Origin of the sequence: Microbispora bryophytorum, assembly GCF_006874465.1 — a bacterium.
Lineage (GTDB): Bacteria > Actinomycetota > Actinomycetes > Streptosporangiales > Streptosporangiaceae > Microbispora > Microbispora bryophytorum.
Window position 1 is genome coordinate 297,772 of record NZ_VIRL01000006.1, and the last position, 21,030, is coordinate 318,801.

General features: G+C 72.5%; 16 protein-coding genes and 2 tRNA genes. 16 read left to right on the forward strand and 2 right to left on the reverse strand.

Features of this window, described 5'->3' with window-relative positions:
* On the reverse strand, positions 1-543 hold the full coding sequence (locus FLX07_RS15100) for an NUDIX hydrolase (protein ID WP_142571397.1): 543 nt from the start codon (positions 541-543) through the stop codon (positions 1-3).
* A 55-nt stretch (positions 544-598) separates the two neighbouring features.
* Positions 599-1,864 carry a zinc-dependent metalloprotease gene (locus FLX07_RS15105; RefSeq protein ID WP_373292549.1) on the reverse strand — a complete coding sequence of 422 codons (1,266 nt, stop codon included), beginning with the start codon at positions 1,862-1,864 and terminating at the stop codon, positions 599-601.
* An 82-nt stretch (positions 1,865-1,946) separates the two neighbouring features.
* Between FLX07_RS15105 and FLX07_RS15110 the strand changes: the two genes are divergently transcribed.
* From FLX07_RS15110 to FLX07_RS38405, 16 genes are all read left to right on the forward strand, one after another.
* Entirely contained in the window at positions 1,947-3,017 is a 1,071-nt protein-coding gene (locus FLX07_RS15110; protein WP_229689743.1) for an NAD-dependent epimerase/dehydratase family protein, read from the forward strand.
* Between the two features lie 26 nt (positions 3,018-3,043).
* A complete protein-coding gene (locus tag FLX07_RS15115; RefSeq protein WP_142571399.1) occupies positions 3,044-3,469 on the forward strand; it encodes a molybdenum cofactor biosynthesis protein MoaE in 426 nt (141 codons plus the stop codon).
* A 43-nt stretch (positions 3,470-3,512) separates the two neighbouring features.
* The gene (locus FLX07_RS15120) at positions 3,513-4,562 is read left to right on the forward strand and encodes a YlbL family protein (RefSeq protein WP_142571400.1); all 1,050 of its coding nucleotides are present in this window, start codon (positions 3,513-3,515) and stop codon (positions 4,560-4,562) included.
* A 236-nt stretch (positions 4,563-4,798) separates the two neighbouring features.
* Entirely contained in the window at positions 4,799-7,729 is a 2,931-nt protein-coding gene (locus FLX07_RS15125) for a UPF0182 family membrane protein (protein WP_308424417.1), read from the forward strand.
* 81 nt (positions 7,730-7,810) lie between these two features.
* Positions 7,811-7,887, forward strand: a tRNA-Met gene (locus FLX07_RS15130).
* A 365-nt stretch (positions 7,888-8,252) separates the two neighbouring features.
* A tRNA-Met gene (locus FLX07_RS15135) sits at positions 8,253-8,329 on the forward strand.
* 143 nt (positions 8,330-8,472) lie between these two features.
* On the forward strand, positions 8,473-10,035 hold the full coding sequence (locus FLX07_RS15140) for a PucR family transcriptional regulator (RefSeq protein WP_142571402.1): 1,563 nt from the start codon (positions 8,473-8,475) through the stop codon (positions 10,033-10,035).
* A gap of 116 nt (positions 10,036-10,151) precedes the next feature.
* Positions 10,152-11,405, forward strand: a complete 1,254-nt coding sequence (locus tag FLX07_RS15145; protein ID WP_142571403.1) for an NAD(P)/FAD-dependent oxidoreductase — start codon at positions 10,152-10,154, stop codon at positions 11,403-11,405.
* A gap of 100 nt (positions 11,406-11,505) precedes the next feature.
* Positions 11,506-12,573 carry a DUF917 domain-containing protein gene (locus FLX07_RS15150; RefSeq protein ID WP_142571404.1) on the forward strand — a complete coding sequence of 356 codons (1,068 nt, stop codon included), beginning with the start codon at positions 11,506-11,508 and terminating at the stop codon, positions 12,571-12,573.
* Positions 12,570-14,117: a hydantoinase/oxoprolinase N-terminal domain-containing protein gene (locus FLX07_RS15155; RefSeq protein ID WP_142571405.1), complete on the forward strand. Its 1,548-nt coding sequence runs from the start codon at positions 12,570-12,572 to the stop codon at positions 14,115-14,117. The genes FLX07_RS15150 and FLX07_RS15155 overlap by 4 nt, the downstream gene beginning before the upstream one ends.
* A gap of 17 nt (positions 14,118-14,134) precedes the next feature.
* Positions 14,135-15,769 carry an ABC transporter substrate-binding protein gene (locus FLX07_RS15160; protein WP_142571406.1) on the forward strand — a complete coding sequence of 545 codons (1,635 nt, stop codon included), beginning with the start codon at positions 14,135-14,137 and terminating at the stop codon, positions 15,767-15,769.
* Between the two features lie 2 nt (positions 15,770-15,771).
* Positions 15,772-16,788, forward strand: a complete 1,017-nt coding sequence (locus tag FLX07_RS15165) for an ABC transporter permease (RefSeq protein ID WP_142571407.1) — start codon at positions 15,772-15,774, stop codon at positions 16,786-16,788.
* Positions 16,785-17,642 (forward strand): ABC transporter permease, encoded by an 858-nt coding sequence (locus FLX07_RS15170; RefSeq protein ID WP_142571408.1) that lies wholly within the window; start codon positions 16,785-16,787, stop codon positions 17,640-17,642. The genes FLX07_RS15165 and FLX07_RS15170 overlap by 4 nt, the downstream gene beginning before the upstream one ends.
* Before the next feature lie 11 nt (positions 17,643-17,653).
* Positions 17,654-18,451, forward strand: a complete 798-nt coding sequence (locus FLX07_RS15175; RefSeq protein ID WP_229689742.1) for an ATP-binding cassette domain-containing protein — start codon at positions 17,654-17,656, stop codon at positions 18,449-18,451.
* The gene (locus FLX07_RS15180; RefSeq protein ID WP_142571410.1) at positions 18,448-19,431 is read left to right on the forward strand and encodes an ABC transporter ATP-binding protein; all 984 of its coding nucleotides are present in this window, start codon (positions 18,448-18,450) and stop codon (positions 19,429-19,431) included. The genes FLX07_RS15175 and FLX07_RS15180 overlap by 4 nt, the downstream gene beginning before the upstream one ends.
* Positions 19,415-21,022, forward strand: a complete 1,608-nt coding sequence (locus FLX07_RS38405; RefSeq protein ID WP_142571411.1) for a helix-turn-helix domain-containing protein — start codon at positions 19,415-19,417, stop codon at positions 21,020-21,022. Before FLX07_RS15180 ends, FLX07_RS38405 begins: the two co-directional genes overlap by 17 nt.
* Positions 21,023-21,030 lie beyond the last annotated feature (8 nt).

Sequence of the window (21,030 nt, forward strand, 5' to 3'; positions counted from 1 at the left end):
TCAGGCGCGGCAGAGCGACCGGGCGCGGCGGGCGAGCCGCCGGGTGGCCTCGTCGCTCAGCTCCGGGATCTCCTCCACCGGGAACCAGCGCAGGTCGAGGGACTCGTCGCTGATCACCGCCTCGGCCCCCGGCGGCGCGACCGCGCCGTACTCGACGTCGAGATGCCAGCTGTGCGGGGGGTGGCACCAGACCTTGTGCCGGTCGAGGGCGAGCGGCCCGCCCAGCAGGGTGAGCCCGGGGATGCCCGACTCCTCGGCGGCCTCGCGCAGGGCGACCTGCGCGAGCGTGGTGTCGGACGTCTCGCAGTGCCCGCCCATGGGCAGCCACATCCCGGCCTTGGGGTGCAGGGTCAGCAGCACCCGCTCGCCGTCGTGCGACAGGACGGCCGTCGTCGCCGTGAGATGGCCGGGAGCGCACTCGCGCCACATCGCGTCCTCGTGGCCGTGCAGGTGCGTCAGGAACTCCTCGCGGAGCCGCTCCTCCTCGGGGGTGGGCGCGACCCATCCGGCCAGTACGGCTTGCGCGTCACGATGCAGACTCACCGGCGCAGCCTACCGACAGCCGGCGAGCCTCGCGGCCGGAGTCCTGCGGCCGGTGCTACTCGCCGCTCTCCCCGTCGGAGCCGGGCTCCTTGGGCTCTTCCAGCGCCGACAGGTCGAACTCGGCCTCGCCCTTCACGAACGTCTCGGGGTTGTCCAGGTCGTCCGCGGTGGGCATCAGGTCCGGGTGTCCCCAGACGGCGTCCCTGCCCTCGACTCCGCGCTCGTCGCCCAGGGCCCGCCACAGGGCGGCCGCCTCACGCAGCCGTCTCGGGCGCAGCTCAAGGCCGACCAGTGTGGCGAAGGTCCGCTCGGCCGGGCCGCCCGTGGCGCGGCGGCGCCGCACGGTCTCGGCCAGCGCCGCGGCGGACGGGAGCTTGCCCTCGGCGGCGGAGTCGACCACCGTGGCCACCCAGCCTTCGACCAGCGCGAGCGCGGTCTCCAGCCGGGTGAGCGCGGCCTTCTGCCGCTCGGTCTCCTCGGGCTTGAGCAGCTCGCCGCCGCCCAGGACCTCCTGGATGCGCTCGGGGTCGCTGAGGTCGAGCCCCTGGAGCTTGTCCTGCAAGGCCGTCACGTCCACCGTGATCCCCTGGGCGTACTCCTCGACCGTGCCGAGCAGGTGCGCCCGCAGCCACGGCACGTGCTGGAAGAGCCGGTGGTGCGCCGCCTCGCGCAGCGCGAGGTAGAGACGGATCTCGTCCGAGGGCGTCTCCAGGCCGCTGCTGAAGGCGGCGACGCCTCCGGGCAGCAGAGCGGCGGTGTCCGACAGGGGCAGGCCGATGTCGGAGGAGCCGACCACCTCACGGGCGAGCGAGCCGAGCGCCTGGCCGATCTGCTGGCCGACCATCATGCTGCCCATCTGCCTGAGCATGCCCATGAGCGGCCCGGCCATGGCCTGCGCCTCGGGCGGCAGTCCCGCCCCGCCGAGGGTGCCGCCCATGGTCTCCACCATCTGGGCGGCGACGGGATCGCACAACTGTTTCCAGACCGGGACCGTCTTCTCGATCCACTCCGACCGGCTCCAGGCCTGCGGGGTGGTCACGCCGCTCGGCAGCGTGGTCACCTCGTTGAGCCACAGGTCGGCCAGATTGAGGGCCTCGACGATCTGACGTCGCTCGCCCTCCATGACGCTCGGATCACCCTCGGCGACCACGGCGTGCCGTGCGATGTTCTTCGCCATGTCCCAGTTGACGGGCCCGGCCTCCGGTGAGGCGGACAGCATGTCGGCGAACTGCCGCATGGCCGCGGCGATCTGCTCCGGGCTGCCGAACATGGCGAACGGATTGTCGTTGGGGTCGTTTTCGCGACCTGGCAGGTCAGTCACCGCGCCACCTCGTGCAGGATGGAGGAGTCCACATCCGCCACGTTATCCGCCGTGGGGCGGATCAGTGCAAAGTGAGGACCTCGTGCCTACCTCGAAACGCCTGCGTCCCCCCGTCGTCGCCGTCACCGGCGCCGCCTCCGGTCTCGGCCGGGCGTTCCTCGCGAAAGTGGCCTCGTCTGCGGATTTCCGCCGCGTGGTGGCCATCGACGAGCAGCGCGGCGACGTCCCGGACGTCACCTGGCGGGTCCTCGACATTCGTGATCCGCTCTTGGCGAACCGAATCTCAGATGTGGACGTCCTGGTGCATCTGGGCACGGACGAGTCGCTCGACAGCGATCACACCGAGCGCCGCCGCTACAACCTGCGCGCCGCCCAGACCGTGCTCACGGCCTGCGCCGCGGCCCGGGTGCGGCGGGTCGTGCTGGTGACGAGCGCGATGGTCTACGGCGCCGCCGCCGACAACCCGGTGCCCCTGCCCGAGGACGCCCCGGTCGCGGCCGAGCCCGACACCGGCCTGGTGGGCGACCACCTGGAGATCGAGGCGCTGGTACGGCGGTCGCTGCGGGCGCATCCCGGCCTGGAGGTGACCGTGCTGCGGCCCGCCGCCCTGGTCGGGCCGGGCGTCGACACCGTCATCACCCGCCACTTCGAGGCGCCCCGGCTGCTCGTGGTGAAGGGCTGCCTGCCGCGCTGGCAGTTCTGCCACGTCGACGACCTGGTGTCCGCGCTGGAGGCCGCCGCCCTGGGCAGGGTCGGCGGAGTCGTGGCGGTCGGCTCCGAGGGCTGGCTGGAGATGGAGCAGGTGGAGGAGATCTCCGGCCTGAAGCGGTTCGAGCTGCCGGCCGGTGTGACGTTCGGCACGGCGCAGCGGCTGCACCGGCTCGGCATCACGCCGACCGCGGCGACCGACCTGCACTACGTGGTCTATCCCTGGGTGGTCGACGGCGTGGCGCTGCGGGAGGCGGGCTGGAAGCCGACCTGGACCAACGAGGCCGTGCTGCGGGAACTGCTCGAACTGTGCGAGGGCAGGCACGCGGTCGTCGGCCGCCGCCTGTCGGGCAAGGAGGCCACGATCACCGCCGCCGGCGCGACCGTCGCAGTCATCGGCACGGCCGCGATCGTCCGCGCCGCCCGCCGCAAGCGCCGCACCTGATCGGCTCAGGCATTACCCTCGGGAACGTGGACGTCATCCGATTGCTGGGCATCCGCGACACCTCGTTGTCCGTGGACGAGGTGCTGGGCGCGGTGGAGGACCATGCCGCCGGGGGCACGGCGGTCTTCGTCGGCACCGTGCGCGAGCAGGACGGCGGCAGGCCGGTGACACTCCTGTCGTACTCGGCGCACCCGTCCGCCGAGGAGCACCTGCGCAGGGTCGCGGAGAAGGTGGCGGCCGACCACCAGGCGACGGCGCTGGCGGCCGTCCACCGGGTGGGCGACCTGCGCCTGGGGGAGATCGCCGTCGTCGTGGCGGCGGCCTGCCCCCACCGCGGCGAGGCGTTCGAGGCCTGCCGCAGGCTGATCGACGACCTCAAGCACGAGGTGCCCATCTGGAAGCACCAGGTGTTCGCCGACGGAGACGCCGAATGGGTCGGTGCCTGCGATTAACACCCGCGAAATACCCGGAGCCCGGAACGCATAGAGTTCGTCCATGTCCCGACGCGCTCTGACCCTGCTGGTCGCGGGTTTCCTCGCGCTCGCGTTGGCCGTGATCGGCGCCATGCTGCCGGTGCCGTACGTCGTGCTGAGCCCCGGCCCCACGGAGAACACCATCGGGGACGTCAAGGGCAAACCGGTCATCACGATTTCGGGCCATGAGAGCTATCCCACGCAGGGCAGGCTGAGCCTGGTCACCGTCGCCTACCAGGGCGGGCCCGACAACCGTCTCGATCTGCTCACCGCGCTGCGCGGCTGGCTCGACCCGACGGTCGCCGTGGTGCCGGAGGAGACGCTGTTCCCGAAGTCCACCTCGGCGCAGCAGGTCGAGGAGCAGAACACGCAGGAGATGACCGACTCGCAGCAGTCGGCCACCGCCGCCGCGCTGAACGCCCTCAAGATCCCGATCGAGAAGGTGGTCACGGTCGCCGAGACCGACAAGGGGGCGCCGGCCGACGGGAAGCTCAAGCCGGGCGACGAGATCACGGCGGTGGACGGCACGACGGTGGGCGAGCTCGAGTCCGTCGCGGCGTCCGTGCAGGGCCGCAAGCCCGGCGAGCAGGTGACGTTCACGGTCAGGCGCGCCGGCACCTCGACGCAGGTGCAGGTCGGCACCGTGGCGGGTAACGACGGCAAGGCCAAGGTCGGCGTGCAGATGCGTTCGGGTTACCGGTTCCCGTTCACGGTCGGCATCAGCGTCGGCGAGGTCGGCGGGCCGAGTGCGGGCCTGATGTTCTCGCTGGGCATCTACGACAAGCTGACGCCGGGTGCGCTCACCGGAGGCATGTCGGTCGCGGGCACCGGGACGATCGACCCGGCCGGTCAGGTCGGCCCGATCGGCGGCATCGAGCAGAAGATGGTCGGCGCCCGCAGGGCGGGCGCGACGGTCTTCCTCACGCCCGCCGACAACTGTGCCGACGCCGTCAAGGCCGCGCCCGCCGGGCTGCGCCTGGTGCGGGTCGAGACGCTGGACGGCGCGATCAAGGCGATCGACGCCCTGCGCGATCACAACAAGGGCGAGGCCCCCGCCTGCCCGGCCGGCTGAGCGTACGCCGGGGGCGCGGGGCCGTGACCTGCCCGTCTTGACGCGGGGTGTCACGAGAACGATCAAATCTGTTACCACGACCACGCCGGTCGCAGTGTAGGTTTCCTAGCACGGACCATTGCCCTCTGACAATCATGGCCCTGCCAATCTGAGACAAGGGGTTGAGCGTGAGCTTCCGGAGCCCCGGAGCCGGACGGGCGGTGCGCTTGCCCCGACGGCCGCGCCTTCTGATACCCGTGCTGATCGCCGTCGTGGCGATCGTCGTATTACTGCTCGTCTTCTCGGGGATCTACACCGACTACCTCTGGTACGACTCGGTGAACTTCTCCTCGGTGTTCTCCACGATGCTGCTCACCCAGGCGGTGCTGTTCATCGTGGGCGCCGCCGTGATGATCGCCATCGTCGGCGGCAACATGGTGCTCGCGCACCGCACCCGCCCGATGTTCGGGCCGGGGATGTTCGGGGCGCCGCAGGGCGCCGACCGCTACCGCGTCGCGATGGACCCGCACCGGAGGCTGGTCTTCCTGGTCGGCATGGGCGTCCTCGGCCTGTTCACCGGCTCCTCCACAGCGGGGTTGTGGAGGACCTGGCTGCAGTTCGTGAACCGCACGCCCTTCAACGAGAAGGACGCGCAGTTCGGCCTCGACCTGTCGTTCTTCGTGTTCACGATGCCGTTCCTGCGGATGCTGCTGAACTTCCTGTTCACCGCCGTGGTGCTGTCGATCATCGCGGCCACGGTCGTGCACTACCTGTACGGCGGGTTCCGGATCTCCTCGCCCGGCGGGGTGCACGCCACCCGGGCCGCCCGGGGGCACCTGTCGGTGCTGCTCGGCGTGTTCGTCCTGCTCAAGGCCGCGGCCTACTGGCTCGACAGGTACAGCCTGGTCTTCTCCGATCGCGGCAAGACCTTCGGCGCGTCGTACACCGACGTGCACGCGGTGCTCCCGGCCAAGGGGATCCTCGCGGTCATCTCCCTCATCTGCGCGCTGATCTTCTTCGCCGGCGTCATCCGTCCGGGCGGGATGTTCCCGGGCGTGGCGTTCGGGCTGCTCGTGCTGTCGGCCGTACTGATCGGCACCGTGTATCCCTCGCTGGTCGAGCAGTTCCAGGTCAAGCCGAACCAGCAGAGCAAGGAGCAGGCGTACATCCAGCGCAACATCGACGCGACCCGAAAAGCCTACGGAGTCGATACGGCGAAGGTCACGGAGTACAGCGCCAAGACCGACGCCGACGCCTCCGTGCTGCAGACCGAGGCGTCGGCCATCCCCGGCATGCGCCTGCTCGACCCGAGCCTGCTGTCGCCGACGTTCCAGCAGAAGCAGCAGATCCGCGGCTACTACCAGTTCCCCGAGCAGCTCGACATCGACAGGTATCCCGTCGACGGCAAGCCGCGCGACACGGTGGTGGCGGTCCGCGAGATCGCCCGCCCGCCGGACGGGCAGCGCAACTGGATCAACGACCACCTGGTCTACACGCACGGTTTCGGCTTCGTCGCCGCGCCCGGCAACAAGGTGGACAGCAGCGGCCTGCCGGAGTTCAGCGAGCGCGACATCCCGCCGGTCGGCGACCTCGGCGACTACGAGCCCCGCGTCTACTTCGGTGAGAACTCGCCCGACTACTCGATCGTCGGAGGGCCGAAGTCGGCCAGGCCGATCGAGCTGGACTACCCCCAGCAGGGACAGGCGGGCGCCGAGCAGCAGAACACCACCGGCCAGGTGAACAGCACCTACGAGGGCAAGGGTGGCGTCTCGATCGGGAACTTCTTCCGCCGCCTGCTCTACACGGTGAAGTACGGCGAGACCAAGCTGCTGCTGAACTCGAGCATCAACGACGAGTCCCGCATCCTCTACAACCGCGAGCCGGTGCAGCGCATCCAGCAGGTCGCGCCGTTCCTCACGCTGGACCGCGATCCGTACCCGGCCGTGGTGGACGGGCGCATCGTGTGGATCGTGGACGCGTACACGACCTCCGACTCCTACCCCTACTCCGAGCGTAAGAGCCTGGAGTCGCTGACCACCGACGTGCAGTCGAGCCGCCTCGGCGTGCCGCAGGTGCCCAGGGACGAGGTCAACTACATCCGCAACTCGGTGAAGGCGACCGTGGACGCCTACGACGGCACGGTGACCCTGTACGCCTGGGACGAGGCCGACCCGGTGCTCAGGACCTGGGAGAAGGCCTTCGGCGGGGTCGTCAAGCCGGCCTCGCAGATCAGCCAGGGACTGCGCGCCCACCTGCGCTACCCGGCCGACCTGTTCAAGGCGCAGCGGGAGATCCTCACCTCCTACCACGTCACCGACGCCAACGCGTTCTTCAGCGGCCAGGACTTCTGGAAGGTCCCGGAGGACCCGGCGACCGGCAAGAGCAAGCAGCCGCCGTACTACGTGACCATGAAGATGCCGGGCAGCGAGACCGAGCGCTTCTCGCTGACCACCACGTTCGTGCCCAACCAGCGGCAGAACATGGCGGCGTTCATGGCGGTCGACGCGACGGCAGCCACGCCGAACCCGCCACTGGAGATCCTCCAGTTGCCGAGCACGACCGCCATCCAGGGTCCGCCACAGGCGCAGAACCTGTTCGAGTCGAACACCTCGGTGTCGACCGAGCTCAACCTGCTGCGCGGCGGCGGCACCGACGTGCTGTACGGCAACCTGCTCACGCTGCCCTTCGGCGGCGGCCTGCTGTACGTGGAGCCGGTCTACATCCAGCCGCGCGCGGAGACCTCGGGCAAGTATCCGACCCTCCGCCGGGTGCTCGTGCTGTACGGCGAGAAGGTCGGCTTCGGCCCCACGCTCAGCAACGCCCTGGAGCAGGTGTTCGGCGGCACCGTGGCCACGCCGCCGGATCAGACACCCGACCAGACGGCGAACCAGCCACCTGGTCAGGTCACTCCGCCGGAGAGCTCCTCGGCGCTGACGTCGGCCCTCGACCGGGCCCAGCAGGCGTACGACGCTTCGCAGAAGGCGCTGTCGTCGATCCCGCCCGACTGGAAGGCGTACGGCGACGCGCAGACCTCGCTGAAGAAGGCGCTGGACGACCTGGGCAAGCTCAAGGGCGGGACGCCCGCCTCGACGGCGTCCCCGGCCCCGAGCGCGAGTGTGAGCGCCGGCCCGAGTGCGAGCGGGAGTCCACCGGCCGGTGCGACTCCCAGCCCCGCACCGAGCGGCTGAGCCCTTCCGGAGCCCCGCGCCCCACGGCGCGGGGCTCCGGTTTGCCTTCCGGCCGGTGCCGGGATAGTCTCGTAGAGCCGACGCGGGGTGGAGCAGCTCGGTAGCTCGCTGGGCTCATAACCCAGAGGTCGCAGGTTCAAATCCTGTCCCCGCTACCAGAAGATGTCGCAGGACATCGGGAACCCCCGGACCCACAGGTCCGGGGGTTTCTTTTTGCTGTGATGCCGGTAGCCGACCCCTCGAATCGACACGGCGATTCTGACTGGTTGTGCTCCTTGGGCCGGTTGTGCTCCTGGGGGGCGCCTGCGTCTCGATCCGGACGGGCGCCTGGATCTTGTTGCTCGCGGGGCGGCGCACCCGCGTCGATCGATCATCACGAGGAGTGCGGCAGGAGTCCTTCCGGGCCGAGGATGTGGTGCCGTCGTATGCCTCGGCGTGGCCGGCGGCCCGTCCGCCGGCCGGCCCGCGGGCGGAACCGATTTGGCACTTGTGCGCGGGGCGGGTAGGGTTGTGAACACAACGACGCGGGGTGGAGCAGCTCGGTAGCTCGCTGGGCTCATAACCCAGAGGTCGCAGGTTCAAATCCTGTCCCCGCTACCAAGAAACGAAGGCCCGGCCTCCGGAAACGGAGACCGGGCCTTCGTCCTTTCCCAGGGCCGGTCCGGCCCAGATCCAGTCCAGCCCAGATCCAGTCCAGCGCGGCCGATACGGGCACAGCCGTCGGCCTCGGGCGGGAGTAGCGCATGATCACGTTGGATCGCCTGGTCAACGTGCTGGGCGCGTACGGCGTACGGCTGTGCGGGCGGCCCGAGAGGCGCTCGGCGCGGTTGCGCAGCGTGGCGATGCCGGACGCCACCGACGGCCGGGTCACCGGTGACGTGCTCGTGGCCGTGGGCGCCGGGTCGGTGACCGAGGCGGTGCGCTGGGCGGTCGCGGCGCAGGCCACGGTGGTCCTGGTGCGGGCGGGCGCCGAGACGGCGCGCGAGGCGACCGTGGCCGGCGAGAGCCACGACGTGGCGGTGATGCTCGTCGACCCCGCCGTCTCGTGGAGCCACCTCGTCGGCGTGGTCTACGGACTGGTGCTGGAAGGGCGGGAGACCGAGTCGGGGCGGGGGCCCACGGACCTGTTCGCGCTGGCCGACAACCTGGCCGACGCCGTCGGCGGCGCCGTGACCATCGAGGACCCGCTCTCGCGGGTGCTGGCGTACTCCCGCTCGCAGCAGGCGGGCGACCCGGCCCGGCTGGAGACGATCCTGGTGCGGCAGGTTCCGGAGCGGCTGCGGGAGACGTTCCGGGCGCGGGGAGTGTTCGCCCGCCTGGCGGCGACGGACGAGCCGGTCTTCGTCGAGCCGGACCCGTCGCACGGGATGACCGGGCGGATGGCCGTGGCGGTGCGGGCCGGGCGGGAGCTGCTCGGGTCGGTGTGGGTGACGTGCGGCAACCCCCTGACCGGGACGCGGCACACCGCGCTGGCCAACGGCGCGCGCGCCGTGGCGTTGCATCTGCTGCGCTCCCGGGCGAGCGCGGACCTGGAGCGGCAGGTGGAGTCCGACCTGGTCGTCCGGCTGCTGGAGGGCACCGCCGACGCGGCGACCGTGGTCAGCCGCCTGGGACTGGCGGAGGCGCGGATGCGGGTCGTCGCGGTGCGCACGCACACCTCCGAGGAACCGCACGCGATGCTCCTGCTGGCCTTCGAGCGGGCCACCACCGGTTTCGGCTGGTCCAGGCCCGGGAGGAGCACGCTGCTCGGCGACACGCTCTACACGATCCTGCCGGACGCGGGGGCGGCGGCGGCACGGGAATGGGTGGCCGCGCTGGGGGCGGGGCTGCCGCCGCGGGTGCGCGTCGCGGCCGGGATCGGTGCGGCGGCCCAGGCGGCGGAGCTGCCGGCGAGCCGCCGGGAGGCGGAGGAGTGCCTGGCGCTGCACGAGACCTCCAACGCCGTGCCCGTGCACGAGACCTCCCACGCCGTGCCCGCCGGCGGGCCGCCCGCGTACGACGAGTCCTGGGACGACATCCTGCTGCACCGGCTGCGCGCCGCGGCGCGCGCGGGCCGCGTCCCCGCACGTGGCCCGGTGAGCGCGCTGCGCCGGCACGACGGGCAGCACGACACCCACTACGTGGCGACGTTGCGGGCGTGGCTGGAGGCGCAGGGCGATCTCGCGGTCGCCGCCGAACGGCTCGGCGTGCACGCCAACACGGTCCGCAACCGCCTGCGCAGGATGAGCGAGGTGACCCCGCTGGATCTGGACGATCCGCGCAAGCGCCTCGCCATGCTCATCACTCTGGCGGCCGAGGACGAATAAAGGGTTGTCCGGAATCCACAACAGGGGCGCCGCGATTGTGCGGCCACTACAACGCTGCGCGGCCCCGCGCGGGCGATGCTGACCAGGTAAACAGTCGCCTGGTGTGGAGGTAGGGCATGTCCGGACGCGTTGACGACTGGCCGCGGTCGGTCATCGTGGTGGGCGCGGGGATCGTGGGCCTGTCCACCGCGTGGTTCCTTCAGGAGCGCGGTGTGGAGGTCACCGTGGTCGACCGCCGGGGCGTGGCCGCCGGCGCGTCCTGGGGCAACGCGGGCTGGATCGCGCCCGGCCTGGCCATCCCGCTGAACGAGCCCTCCGTGCTGCGGTACGGCCTGCGCTCGCTGTTCAACCCAGCCGCGCCGCTGCACGTCCCGGCGACCGTCGATCCGGGACTGTGGGCGTTCCTCACCCGTTTCGCCGCCAACTGCCGATGGTCGTCGTGGACCCGGGCCGTGCGCGCCAACCTGCCGCTCAACGACGAGTGCATCGAGGCCTACGAGGTGCTCGCCGCCGACGGCGTGGCCGCCCCGGTCGAGGACGCGCCGATCACCGCGGGCTTCCGGACGCCGCGTCAGGCCCAGGGCCTGCTCCACGAGCTGCGCAGAATGGCCGAGGCCGGGCAGCCGGTCGATCACACCGCGCTGGACGCACGGCGACTGGCCGAGGCCATGCCGCTCGCCTCCGAGGCACTGACCGCGGGCGTGCGGATCGACGGGCAGCGCTACGTCGACCCGGGCCGCTTCGTCCACGCGCTGGGCGAGGCCGTCGTCGCCCGGGGGGCCGCGATCGAGAAGCACGAGGTCGCCGACGTGCGCACCGGCGCCGGGAAGGTCGTCGTCGTGGGCCGGGACGGCGCCGTCCTGACCGCCGACGCGGTGGTGCTGGCCACCGGCGCCTGGCTGTCCCGGCTGGCGGGCCGCTGGGGCGTGCGCGTCCCCGTGCAGGCCGGCCGCGGCTACTCGTTCACCGTGCCGGTGGACCACCCCGTCCCCGGGCCGATCTACCTGCCGGACGTACGGGTGGCGTGCACGCCCTACCAGGGTGGGCTGCGCGTCGCGGGCACGATGGAGTTCCGCGACCCGGACGCTCCGGCGGTCGAGGCCCGGCTGAAGGCGATCATCGCCTCGGCCCGCCCCCTGCTGCGGGGCGTGCGCTGGGAGGACCGCACCGACGTCTGGGTCGGTCCCCGGCCGGTCACGCCGGACGGGCGACCCCTGATCGGCGCGACCGACGCCCCGGGCGTCTACGTGGGCGGAGGGCACGGCATGTGGGGCCTGGCCCACGGCCCGGCCACCGGACGGCTCCTCGCCGAACAGATCACCACCGGCAAGCAGCCCGCCGCCCTGCGGGAGTTCGACCCGCTGCGCTGAGCACCGCCTTTCCGGCCTTGTCGTGGGGCGACAACAATTGCCCGATAGATGTCGCACAGTGACATTGAGGCCGGACCGTCCGGTGGTGAAGGCTCCCCGCATGCAGGCTCGCATCACACTGGAGGACGTCGCAGCGCTGGCTCGCGGCTGCGCCGTGCTCGGCACCGGCGGCGGCGGGGACGTCCGCCCCGGCGCCATCGCCGCCCGGCGCGCGATACGTGAGTACGGAGAGGTGCCGCTGGTCAGCCTGGACGAGTTACCCGACGACGCCCTCGTGCTGCCCCTGTCAGGAATCGGCGCGCCGACCGTCAGCAACGAGATGGTCCACGGCACGGACGAGCCGGTCAGGATCGCCGAGGAGATCGAACGGATCTTCGGCCGCCGGCCCGCCGCGGTCATGTCCTCGGAGATCGGCGGCGGCAACGGCGTCGCCCCGGTGGCCTGGGCGGCCAGGCTCGGGCTGCCGCTGCTCGACGCCGACGCGATGGGCCGGGCCTTCCCCGAGGTCCAGATGGTCTCGATGTACGTGGCCGGGATCCCGGCCAACCTCGTGGTCATGACCGACGTCGTCGGCAACGTCGTGACGATCCGTCCGGTCGACGGCCTGTGGGCGGAGCAGATCGCGCGGGCCGTCTGCGTGGCGGCGGGGTCGAGCGCCCTGATGGCCGACTACGTGCTGACCGCGCGCGAGTGCGCGGGCGCGGTGATCGAGGGCACGGTGAGCCGGGCGATCGCGGTCGGCCGGGCGACCGAGGGCGCCGCGGACCCGCTGGCCGCGCTGACCGAGGAGCTCGGCGCCGTACGGCTGATCACCGGCAAGCTGACCGACCTGGAGCGCAGGACCACCGGCGGGTTCGTCCGGGGCACGGCGACGGTCGAGGGCACCGGCGACGACCGGGACAGGACGCTGACCCTGGAGATCCAGAACGAGAACCTCGTCGCCGTCGAGGACGGGCGCGTCAGGGCCATGGTGCCCGACCTGATCACCGTGGTCGACAGCCAGACGGCGACGGCGATCCCGACCGAGGGGCTGCGGTACGGCCAGCGGGTGACCGTGCTCGCCTGGCCCTGCGACCCCCTGTGGCGCACGCCGAAGGGCCTGGAGACGGCGGGCCCGCGGGCGTTCGGCTACGACATGGACTACCTGCCGGTGGAGAAGATCGCATGAGTGGGACGCTTCGGGTCGGCATCGACGTGGGCGGGACCAACACCGACGCGGTGGTGCTGGACGACGACGACCGGGTCCTCGCCACAGCCAAGCGGCCCACCAGCCCCGACGTGACCGGGGGCCTGCGTGCGGTGCTCGACGCGGTCCTCGCCGGGCTGCCCGAGCCGGGCCTGGAAAAGCTGGTGAAGCGGGTGATGCTCGGCACCACCCACGCCACCAACGCCATCCTGGAGCGACGCGCTCTCGGCAGGGTGGCCGTGCTGCGGCTCGGCGCCCCGGCGACCACCTCCGTGCCGCCGCTCAGCGAGTGGCCCGACGACCTGCGCGACACCGTCGCGGCGGGAACCGCGATCGTGCGGGGCGGGCATTTCGTCGACGGGCGCGAGATCGCGCCTCTCGACGTGGACGCGGTCAGGAAGTTCGTCGCGACCACGCCCGCCGACGCGATCGCCGTCGCCGGGGTGTTCAGCCCGGCGAGCGCCGATCAGGAGAACCGGGTCGCCGAGATCATCCGCGCTGAGATCGGCGACGTGCCCGTGAGTCTCAGCCACGAGATCGGCTCGCTCGGCCTGCTGGAGCGCGAGAACGCGACCGTGCTCAACGCCGCCCTGTACGGCGTGGCCCGCGACGTCACCGTCGCGCTGCGCGAGGCCCTCGACGCGCGGGGCCTGGAGGTCGAGACCTACTTCGCGCAGAACGACGGCACGCTGATGGCCGTCGACTACGCGGCGCGCTACCCGGTGCTGACCATCGGCTCGGGTCCGGCCAACTCGCTGCGCGGCGCGGCGTACCTGTCGGGCGTCACGGACGCGATCGTGGCCGACGTCGGCGGCACCTCGACCGACCTCGGCGTGCTCGTCGGCGGCTTCCCCCGGGAGTCGGCCGCGGCGGTCGAGATCGGCGGGGTCGTGACCAACTTCCGGATGCCCGACATCCTGTCCATCGCGCTCGGCGGCGGCACGATCATCGGGGCGGAGCCGCGTTCGGTGGGCTACCGGATCGGCACGGAGGCACTCGTCTTCGGTGGCTCCACCCCCACCATGACCGACGCCGCGGTGGCGGCCGGGCGGGGAACGGTGGGCACCCGTCCGGTCCCCGAGGAGTGGCACGAGCGGCTGGCCCGGGCCGTGCGGGCGGCCGACGAGGCCGTCGCGGACGCGGTGGACCGGGTCGCGCTCGGGCGCGCCGACCGGCCGCTCGTGGCGGTCGGCGGCGGCGCGTTCCTGCTGGCCGATCAGGTGCCGGGGGCCCGTGAGGTGATCCGCCCGGCGCACGCCGAGGTGGCCAATGCCGTGGGCGCGGCCATCGCCCTCGCCAGCGGCAGGCTCGAAACGATCGTGCCTGCTTCTGGAAGCGGGAGCTCCAGGGCTAGATTGATCGACAACGCCAAGGAGGAGGCGGCCGCACGGGCCGTCGCCGCCGGGGCCGACCCCGCAACCGTTCAGATCGTCGAGCTCAGCGAGATCCCTCTCAGCTACCTTCCTGAGCCCGCGGTGCGCCTGCACGTCAAGGCCGCCGGCCCCCTCGCCCGGCAGGCCGGATAGGAAAGGAACTCCCTCACATGCGCTGGCACAAGCGTCTTCTCGCCGCGGGGGCCGTGGCCGCCGTGACCGTCACCGCCGCGGCCTGCTCGGGCGGGCAGGTCCGCGGCGCCGCCGACTCCGGTCCGCAGCCCGGCTCCTCGGCGGGCTCGGCCGGAGGCACGGCCGACAACACGTTCGTGTACGTCCCCAACCTGGACGTCGTCACCGACTGGGACCCCGCGAGCTCGTATTCCAACGAGAACATCGCGATGGAGAACATCTACGAGTCGCTGACCCGGTACAACCCGCAGGCCAAGAAGGCCGAGCCGCGGCTGGCCGCCTCGTGGACCTCCTCGTCCGACGGCAAGCAGTGGACGTTCAAACTGCGCGAGGGCGCGAAGTTCCACACCGGCAAGCCGGTGGACGCCGCGGCGGCCAAGGCGGCGATCGAGCGCACGATGAAGGAGGGGCAGGGCGCGGCGTACATCTGGGGCGCGGTCAAGAAGATCGAGGCCAAGGACGCCACGACGCTCGAGTTCACGCTCAAGTACCCCGCGCCGCTCGACCTGATCGCCTCGGCCGGCTACGCGTCGTACGTCTACGACACCACGGCTGCCTCCGGCGATCTGAAGAAGTGGTTCGGCGAGGGCCACGACGCGGGTTCCGGCCCGTACACGATCGACAGCTGGCAGAAGGGCAAGGAGACCGAGCTCACGCTCAAGGCGTTCGACGGCTACTGGGGCGGCTGGGACGGCCAGCACTACAAGAAGATCGCCTACCGGGTCACGCCCGAGCTGACCACCGCCTGGCAGTTGCTGCAGCGCGGCGAGGTGTCGTTCGTCCAGCGGCTCAACGCGCAGCTGTTCGCCCAGGCGGGGAGCACGGACACGGTGCAGACCTCGCAGACGCCGTCGTTCCAGAACCTGCTCGTGCTGTTCAACACGGCCGCCGGCCCGCTTGAGGACGTGAAGCTCCGGCAGGCCCTGCAGAAGGCGATCGACTACGACGGCCTCGTGGCGGCGATGAAGGGTGCGGGCGTGGCCGCCAGCGGCCTGGTCCCCGAGGGCCTGCTCGGCAACATCCCCGGCAGCACGCCCAAGCAGGACCTCGCGGGCGCCGAGGCGCTGCTCAAGGAGGCCGGGTACGGCCCCGGCGGCAAGCAGCTCGACCTGACGCTGACCTACGCCCAGGGCGACGCCGACCAGGAACTGCTGGTCACGCTGCTCTCCTCGGCGCTCGACAAGCTGAACGTGAAGCTGTCGGCCAAGCCGCTGCAGTGGACCACGCAGTGGGACCAGGGCAAGGCGAAGGACCCGTCGAAGCGCCAGGACATCTTCGTTATGTACTGGTTCCCCGACTACGCCGACGCCTACTCCTGGTTCATCAACGTCTTCCACGGTGAGAAGGACGTGCAGTTCAACCTCTCCTACCTGAAGGACGCGGCGATCGACAAGGAGATCGACGAGCTGCCCGCGCTCACCGCGACCGACAAGGCGGCGGCGGAGAAGGCGTACGCCGACCTCCAGAACACGATCATCAATGAGCAGGCGGCGGTGGCCGTGCCGTACGTGCAGAACTACCAGCGGGCCTACGCCAAGTCGATCCAGGGGTACGTGGACAACCCGGCCTACCCCAACGTGGTGTTCGTCTACGACCTGAAGCCCGGCGCCTGATCATGCCGAGGTACCTGATCCGCCGCCTCGGCCAGGCCGTCCTGGTCGTGGCGGGCGTGATCGTCCTCACGTTCGCCATCATGCGCCTGGTGCCGGGTGACCCGGCCGTGGCCTACGCCGGGCCGAAGGCGACGGCGGCCGAGCTCGCCCAGGCCCGGCAGCGGTTCGGCCTGGACGACCCGCTGCCGGTGCAGTTGTGGAACTACGTGCGCGACCTGCTCGGCGGTGACTGGGGGACCAGCCTGCACACCCGGCAGCCCGTGCGCGACGACCTCCTGCAGGCGTTCCCGGCCTCCCTGGAACTCGTGGGCGCGGCGCTGATCATCGCCCTGGTCGTGGGCATCCCGCTGGGGATCGCCGCCGCCCGCTACAAGGGCCGCCTGCCCGACCTGTCGGTGCGGCTGTCGTCGATGCTGGCCGTGTCGGTGCCGGTGTTCTGGCTGGCGCTGGCCCTGCAGACGGTCTTCGCCAGCGGGCTCGGCTGGCTGCCCGTCGCCGGGGAGTACGACGCGTCGCTCGACCGGACCAGCCCCCTGCACCTCTTCACCAACATCACGGCCGTGGACGCGCTGATCACCGGCAACTGGCCGATCCTCACGAGCACGCTGGCGCACCTGGTGCTCCCCGCCCTGGTGATCGCGGCGTACCCGGCCGGGGTGGTGGCCCAGATGACCAGGGCCGCCCTCATCGACGAGTCGGCGCGCGACCACGCCCGGCTGGAGCGCGCGCTCGGCTTCGGCGAGACCGCGGTGCTCACCCGGTTCGCCCTGCGGCCCGCGCTGAACCCGGTGCTGTCGCTGATCGCGCTCGTCTTCGCGTACTCGATCGTGAACGGCTTCCTCGTGGAGGCAGTGTTCAACTGGCCGGGCCTCGGACGGTACGCCGCCGACTCGATCCGCTCGCTCGACACCCCGGCCATCGCCGGGGTCACGCTGCTGGTCGCCGTGCTGTACGTCGTCGCCAACCTCGCCGTGGACCTCCTCCAGGGCGTGGTCGACCCGAGGGTGAGGGCCCGATGACCGCTCCGGCCCTGACCACGCTCCGCCGTACGCCGCTGCGGCGCCTGGCCGGGGTGGACCGCCTCGCGGTGGCTGGGGCCGTGCTGCTGGGCGTCGTCGTGCTGGCGGCGCTGCTCGCGCCGTGGATCGCCCCCTACCCGGGGGACGGCGGTTCGGCCACGCACCCCCTGGAGGCGCTGCTGCCGCCGAGCGGCGCCCACTGGTTCGGCACCGACCAGGTCGGCCGCGACGTGTTCAGCCGGGTCCTGTTCGGCGCCCGCACCTCGCTGCTGATCGCCGTCGCGGTGCTGGCCGTCAGCGGCGTCGCCGGCGTCGTGCTGGGAGTGGTCGCCGGATACGCCGGCGGCTGGGCACGCGACGTGATCATGCGGGTGACCGACATCTTCCTCGCCTTCCCCGCGCTGCTGCTGTCGCTGGCGCTCGCCGTGGTGCTGCAGCCGAGCGTGACCACCGTGATCGTGGCGATCGCGGTGACGTGGTGGCCGTGGTACGCCCGGCTCACGGCGTCGGTCGCCGCGTCCGTGGCCACCCGGGGCTTCGTCGACTCCGCGCGCTGCCTGGGCGTGCCCGCCCCGCTCATCGTGCTGCGGCACGTGCTGCCGAACTCGCTCACGCCGGTGCTGGTCCAGCTGTCGCTGGACGGCGGCGGGGTCATCCTCACCGCGGCCGCGCTGTCGTACCTCGGGCTCGGCGCCCACGAGCCGACCTCGGAGTGGGGGCTGATGGTCCAGCAGGGCCAGTCGCTGTTCACCACCGACTGGTGGGTGGTGACCTTCCCCGGCCTCGCCATCCTGGTCACCGCGTTCTCGTTCAACGTGCTCGGCGAGGGGCTGAGGGCGAGGCTGTCGCGATGAATTTGATCAGCGTGAGAGACCTCGTCGTGAGGATCGGCGACCGGGTGATCGCGTCGGTTCCCGAGCTCGACGTGGCCGCGGGGGAGTGCGTGGCGCTCGTCGGCGAGAGCGGGTCGGGCAAGACGACCACGCTGCTCAGCACGCTCGGCCTCGTCCACGGCGCGGACGTCCGCGGCCGGATCATGGTCGGCGACGTGGACGTGCTCACGGCGAGCCCGGCGCGGCTGCGGGAGATCCGCGGCTCGCGGGCCGCCCTGGTGATGCAGAGCCCGCAGGCCGCGCTCAACCCCACCATGCGCCTGGGCACGCTCATGAGCCGCGCGCTCGCCCGGCACGGCGTCAAGGGCGCGGACGCGCGGGAGCGGGCGGAGGAGGGGGTCCGCGCGGTGCTGCTCGACCCCGAGATCCTGCGCCGCTACCCCCACCAGGTGTCCGGCGGCCAGGCCCAGCGGTTCGCCATCGCGCTGGCCCTCGCGCTCGGCGCGCAGGTCGTGCTGGCCGACGAGCCGACCAGCGCGCTGGACGTGACCGTGCAGGCCGAGGTGGTCGCGGTGCTGCGCCGGCTGCGTGACGAGCGCGGCCTCGCCGTGCTGCTGGTCTCCCACGACCTCGCGCTGGTCTCCACGATCGCCGACCGGGTCGTGGTGATGCGCGACGGCGCCGTGGTGGAGAGCGGCTCCGCCGCCGAGGTGTTCGCCCGGCCGAGCGATCCCTACACCCGCGAACTGATCGCCGCCGTGCCCGAACTGCCGGAAGCGGTGCCCGCACCACCCGAACCTGCTGATCTCCACGAGGGGGAGGGCCCATGACTCTGCTCGCCGCCGAGGGGGTCACCCTCGCGTACGGCGCGACGGCGGTGGTCCACGACGTGACGCTCGCCGTGGACGAGGGAGGGGTGGGCCTGATCGGGGAGAGCGGCTCGGGCAAGACCACGCTCGCCCGCGCCCTGCTCGGCCTCATGCGCCCGCGCTCCGGCGTCGTCCGGTACGGCGCCGGCGACCTGGCCCGGCTCGGCAGGGCCGGCCGGGCCGAGTTCCGCCGGGCCGTGCAGCCGGTCTTCCAGGACGGCAGCGAGGCGCTCGACCCCCGCATGACGGCCGGGGCGTCGATCACCGAGGCCCTGACCACCCACCACCGCATGTCCGGGGCCGAGCGGCGGGACCGGGTCGCCGCGCTCCTCGCCGACGTGGGGCTCGACCCCGCGCTCGCCGCCCGCAGGCCGCACGAGATGTCCGGCGGCCAGCGGCAGCGGGTGGCCATCGCCCGCGCCCTGGCCGTGGAGCCCCGGCTGCTGGTGCTCGACGAGCCCACCAGCGCGCTCGACGTCACCGTGCAGGCCAGGATCCTCGACCTGCTGGAGAGGCTGGCCGCCGAACACGGGCTCGGCTACCTGCTCATCACGCACAACCTCGGCGTCGTGGGCCGGCTGTGCCGTACGTCGTCGGTGCTGTTCGCCGGGCGGGTCGTCGAGTCCGGCCCGACCAGGGAACTGCTCACCCGGCCGGCCCACCCGTACACCCGGGCGCTGCGCGACGCGGTGCCGCGCCTCGGCGGCGAGCCGCCGCGCGCCGCCGGGCGGACCGAGGCGGCCGCGGCGGCGACGGGGTGCCCGTTCCGGCTGCGCTGCCCTCTCGCGGTGGACCGCTGCCGGGAGGCGACGCCGCAGGCGCGCGAGGTCGAGGGGCGTAAAGTGGCATGTCACCGCGCGGAGGAGGTGCTGCACACCCCGGCCTCCTCGGCTCCGCGCGTCCCCCACGGAGGTGAGACCCCCGATGCGCCGCGTCAGTGACCTGCTCAGGACGCCCACGGGCCGCAGGCTGACGCTCGTCGCCGGGCCCTGGGACGCACGGGAGGTCGGCAGCGTCGTCCTCGTCGACGAGATGCGCGAACTGGCCACGGCGGCCCCGGGCGCGCTGGCGATCCTGTCCCGCCACGCCATGCGGTCGTGCGACGTGCTCGACGCGCTGCGGCTGGCCGGACGCGGCGGCCTGGCCGGGATCGTGCTGCCCGGCCCCTCGGGCACCACGCCGGAGACGGTGGAGCTGGCCAGACGGGAGCGGGTCGCGCTGCTCGCCGGGGCCTCCGATCACTCGCTGTCGGACACCGTGCTCGGCCTCAGCGCGGCCGTGCGCGCCGATCCCGGGCTGCTGCTGCGCCGTACGCGTGAGGCGATCGACGGCCTCGGAGCGATGGAGGGCGCGGGCGAGGACGACATCCTGCGCGCGGCGTCCGCCTCTGTCGGGGTCGCGTACGTGGTCGCCGACCTCGCCGACCCGGCGGCCAACGCGACCGTGATCCGGGTCGGGGGCCGGCCGGACGGCTACGTGTGCTGGGAGGGCGAGGACCCGGCGGCGGCGATCGTGGCCCAGGTCGTCGCGACCACGCTCGGCCGGGTGCGGGCGGCCGCGCGGGAGGCGGAGGCGGCGCGCGAGCGCGCGCTGCTGGCCCTGCTCGGCGCCAAGGACACCCGGACCGCCGCCCGCCGTGCCCGGCACGAGGGCGTGCCGGTGGACGGCTGGCACGTGGCGGTCTTCCTGCGCGACCCCGGCGGCGGGGCGGCCCCCGGGGCGGCGGATCCGGTGCTCCGCGAGGCGCGCGGGACCGCCGCCGCACTGCCCAGCGGACTGGGACTTCGCGACGAGCGGCTTCACGACGACGGGCATCGCGACGACGGGCATCACGACGGGCGGCTTCACGACGAGGGGCTCGGCTATGCGGCCGAGCTGTCGGCGCCGCCGCTGGTCACCCGGTGGCAGGACGGCGTGCTCGTGCTCCTCACCGCCGACGAGCGGACGACGCTCGACGGCACCGGTGTGCCCCACGTGCCGCGGGCACCGCGTCCGTCAGCGTCGGGTCCGTCGGCATCGGGTCCGTCGGCATCGGGTCCGTCGGCATCGGGACCGGCAGCGTCGTGGCCGCCGATCGCGGGGGCAGGGGTCGGCACCTGCCAGGCGGGGCCGGACGGGCTGCGCCGTACGGCGTCGCAGGCGCGGGCGGCCGCCGCACGCGCCGCGGCCGGGGAGGTCGTGCGGTTCGACCGGCTCGGGGTCCACGCGCTCCTCGCGGAGCTGAGCGGCAGCGACAGCGCTCTGGTGGCCGCCCGCGACATGCTCGCCCCGCTGGAACACCTCGGGGTGCTCAGCGCCCAGGCGGTGCCCACGTTGAAGGCCTACCTGGACAGCTGGGGCTCTCGCACCAGGGCGGCCGAGCTGCTCAGCCTGCATCCCAACGCGGTCGCCCACCGGATCAGGCGCATCGCCGAGGCGCTCGACGCCGACCTGTCCGACCCGCAGACCCGCTTCGCGCTCCAGCTCGCCTGTCACGTGGTGCTCGACCACGACTGTCTCCCGGAGACAACAACGACGATCTCGTCGTCGTGAGGACACAT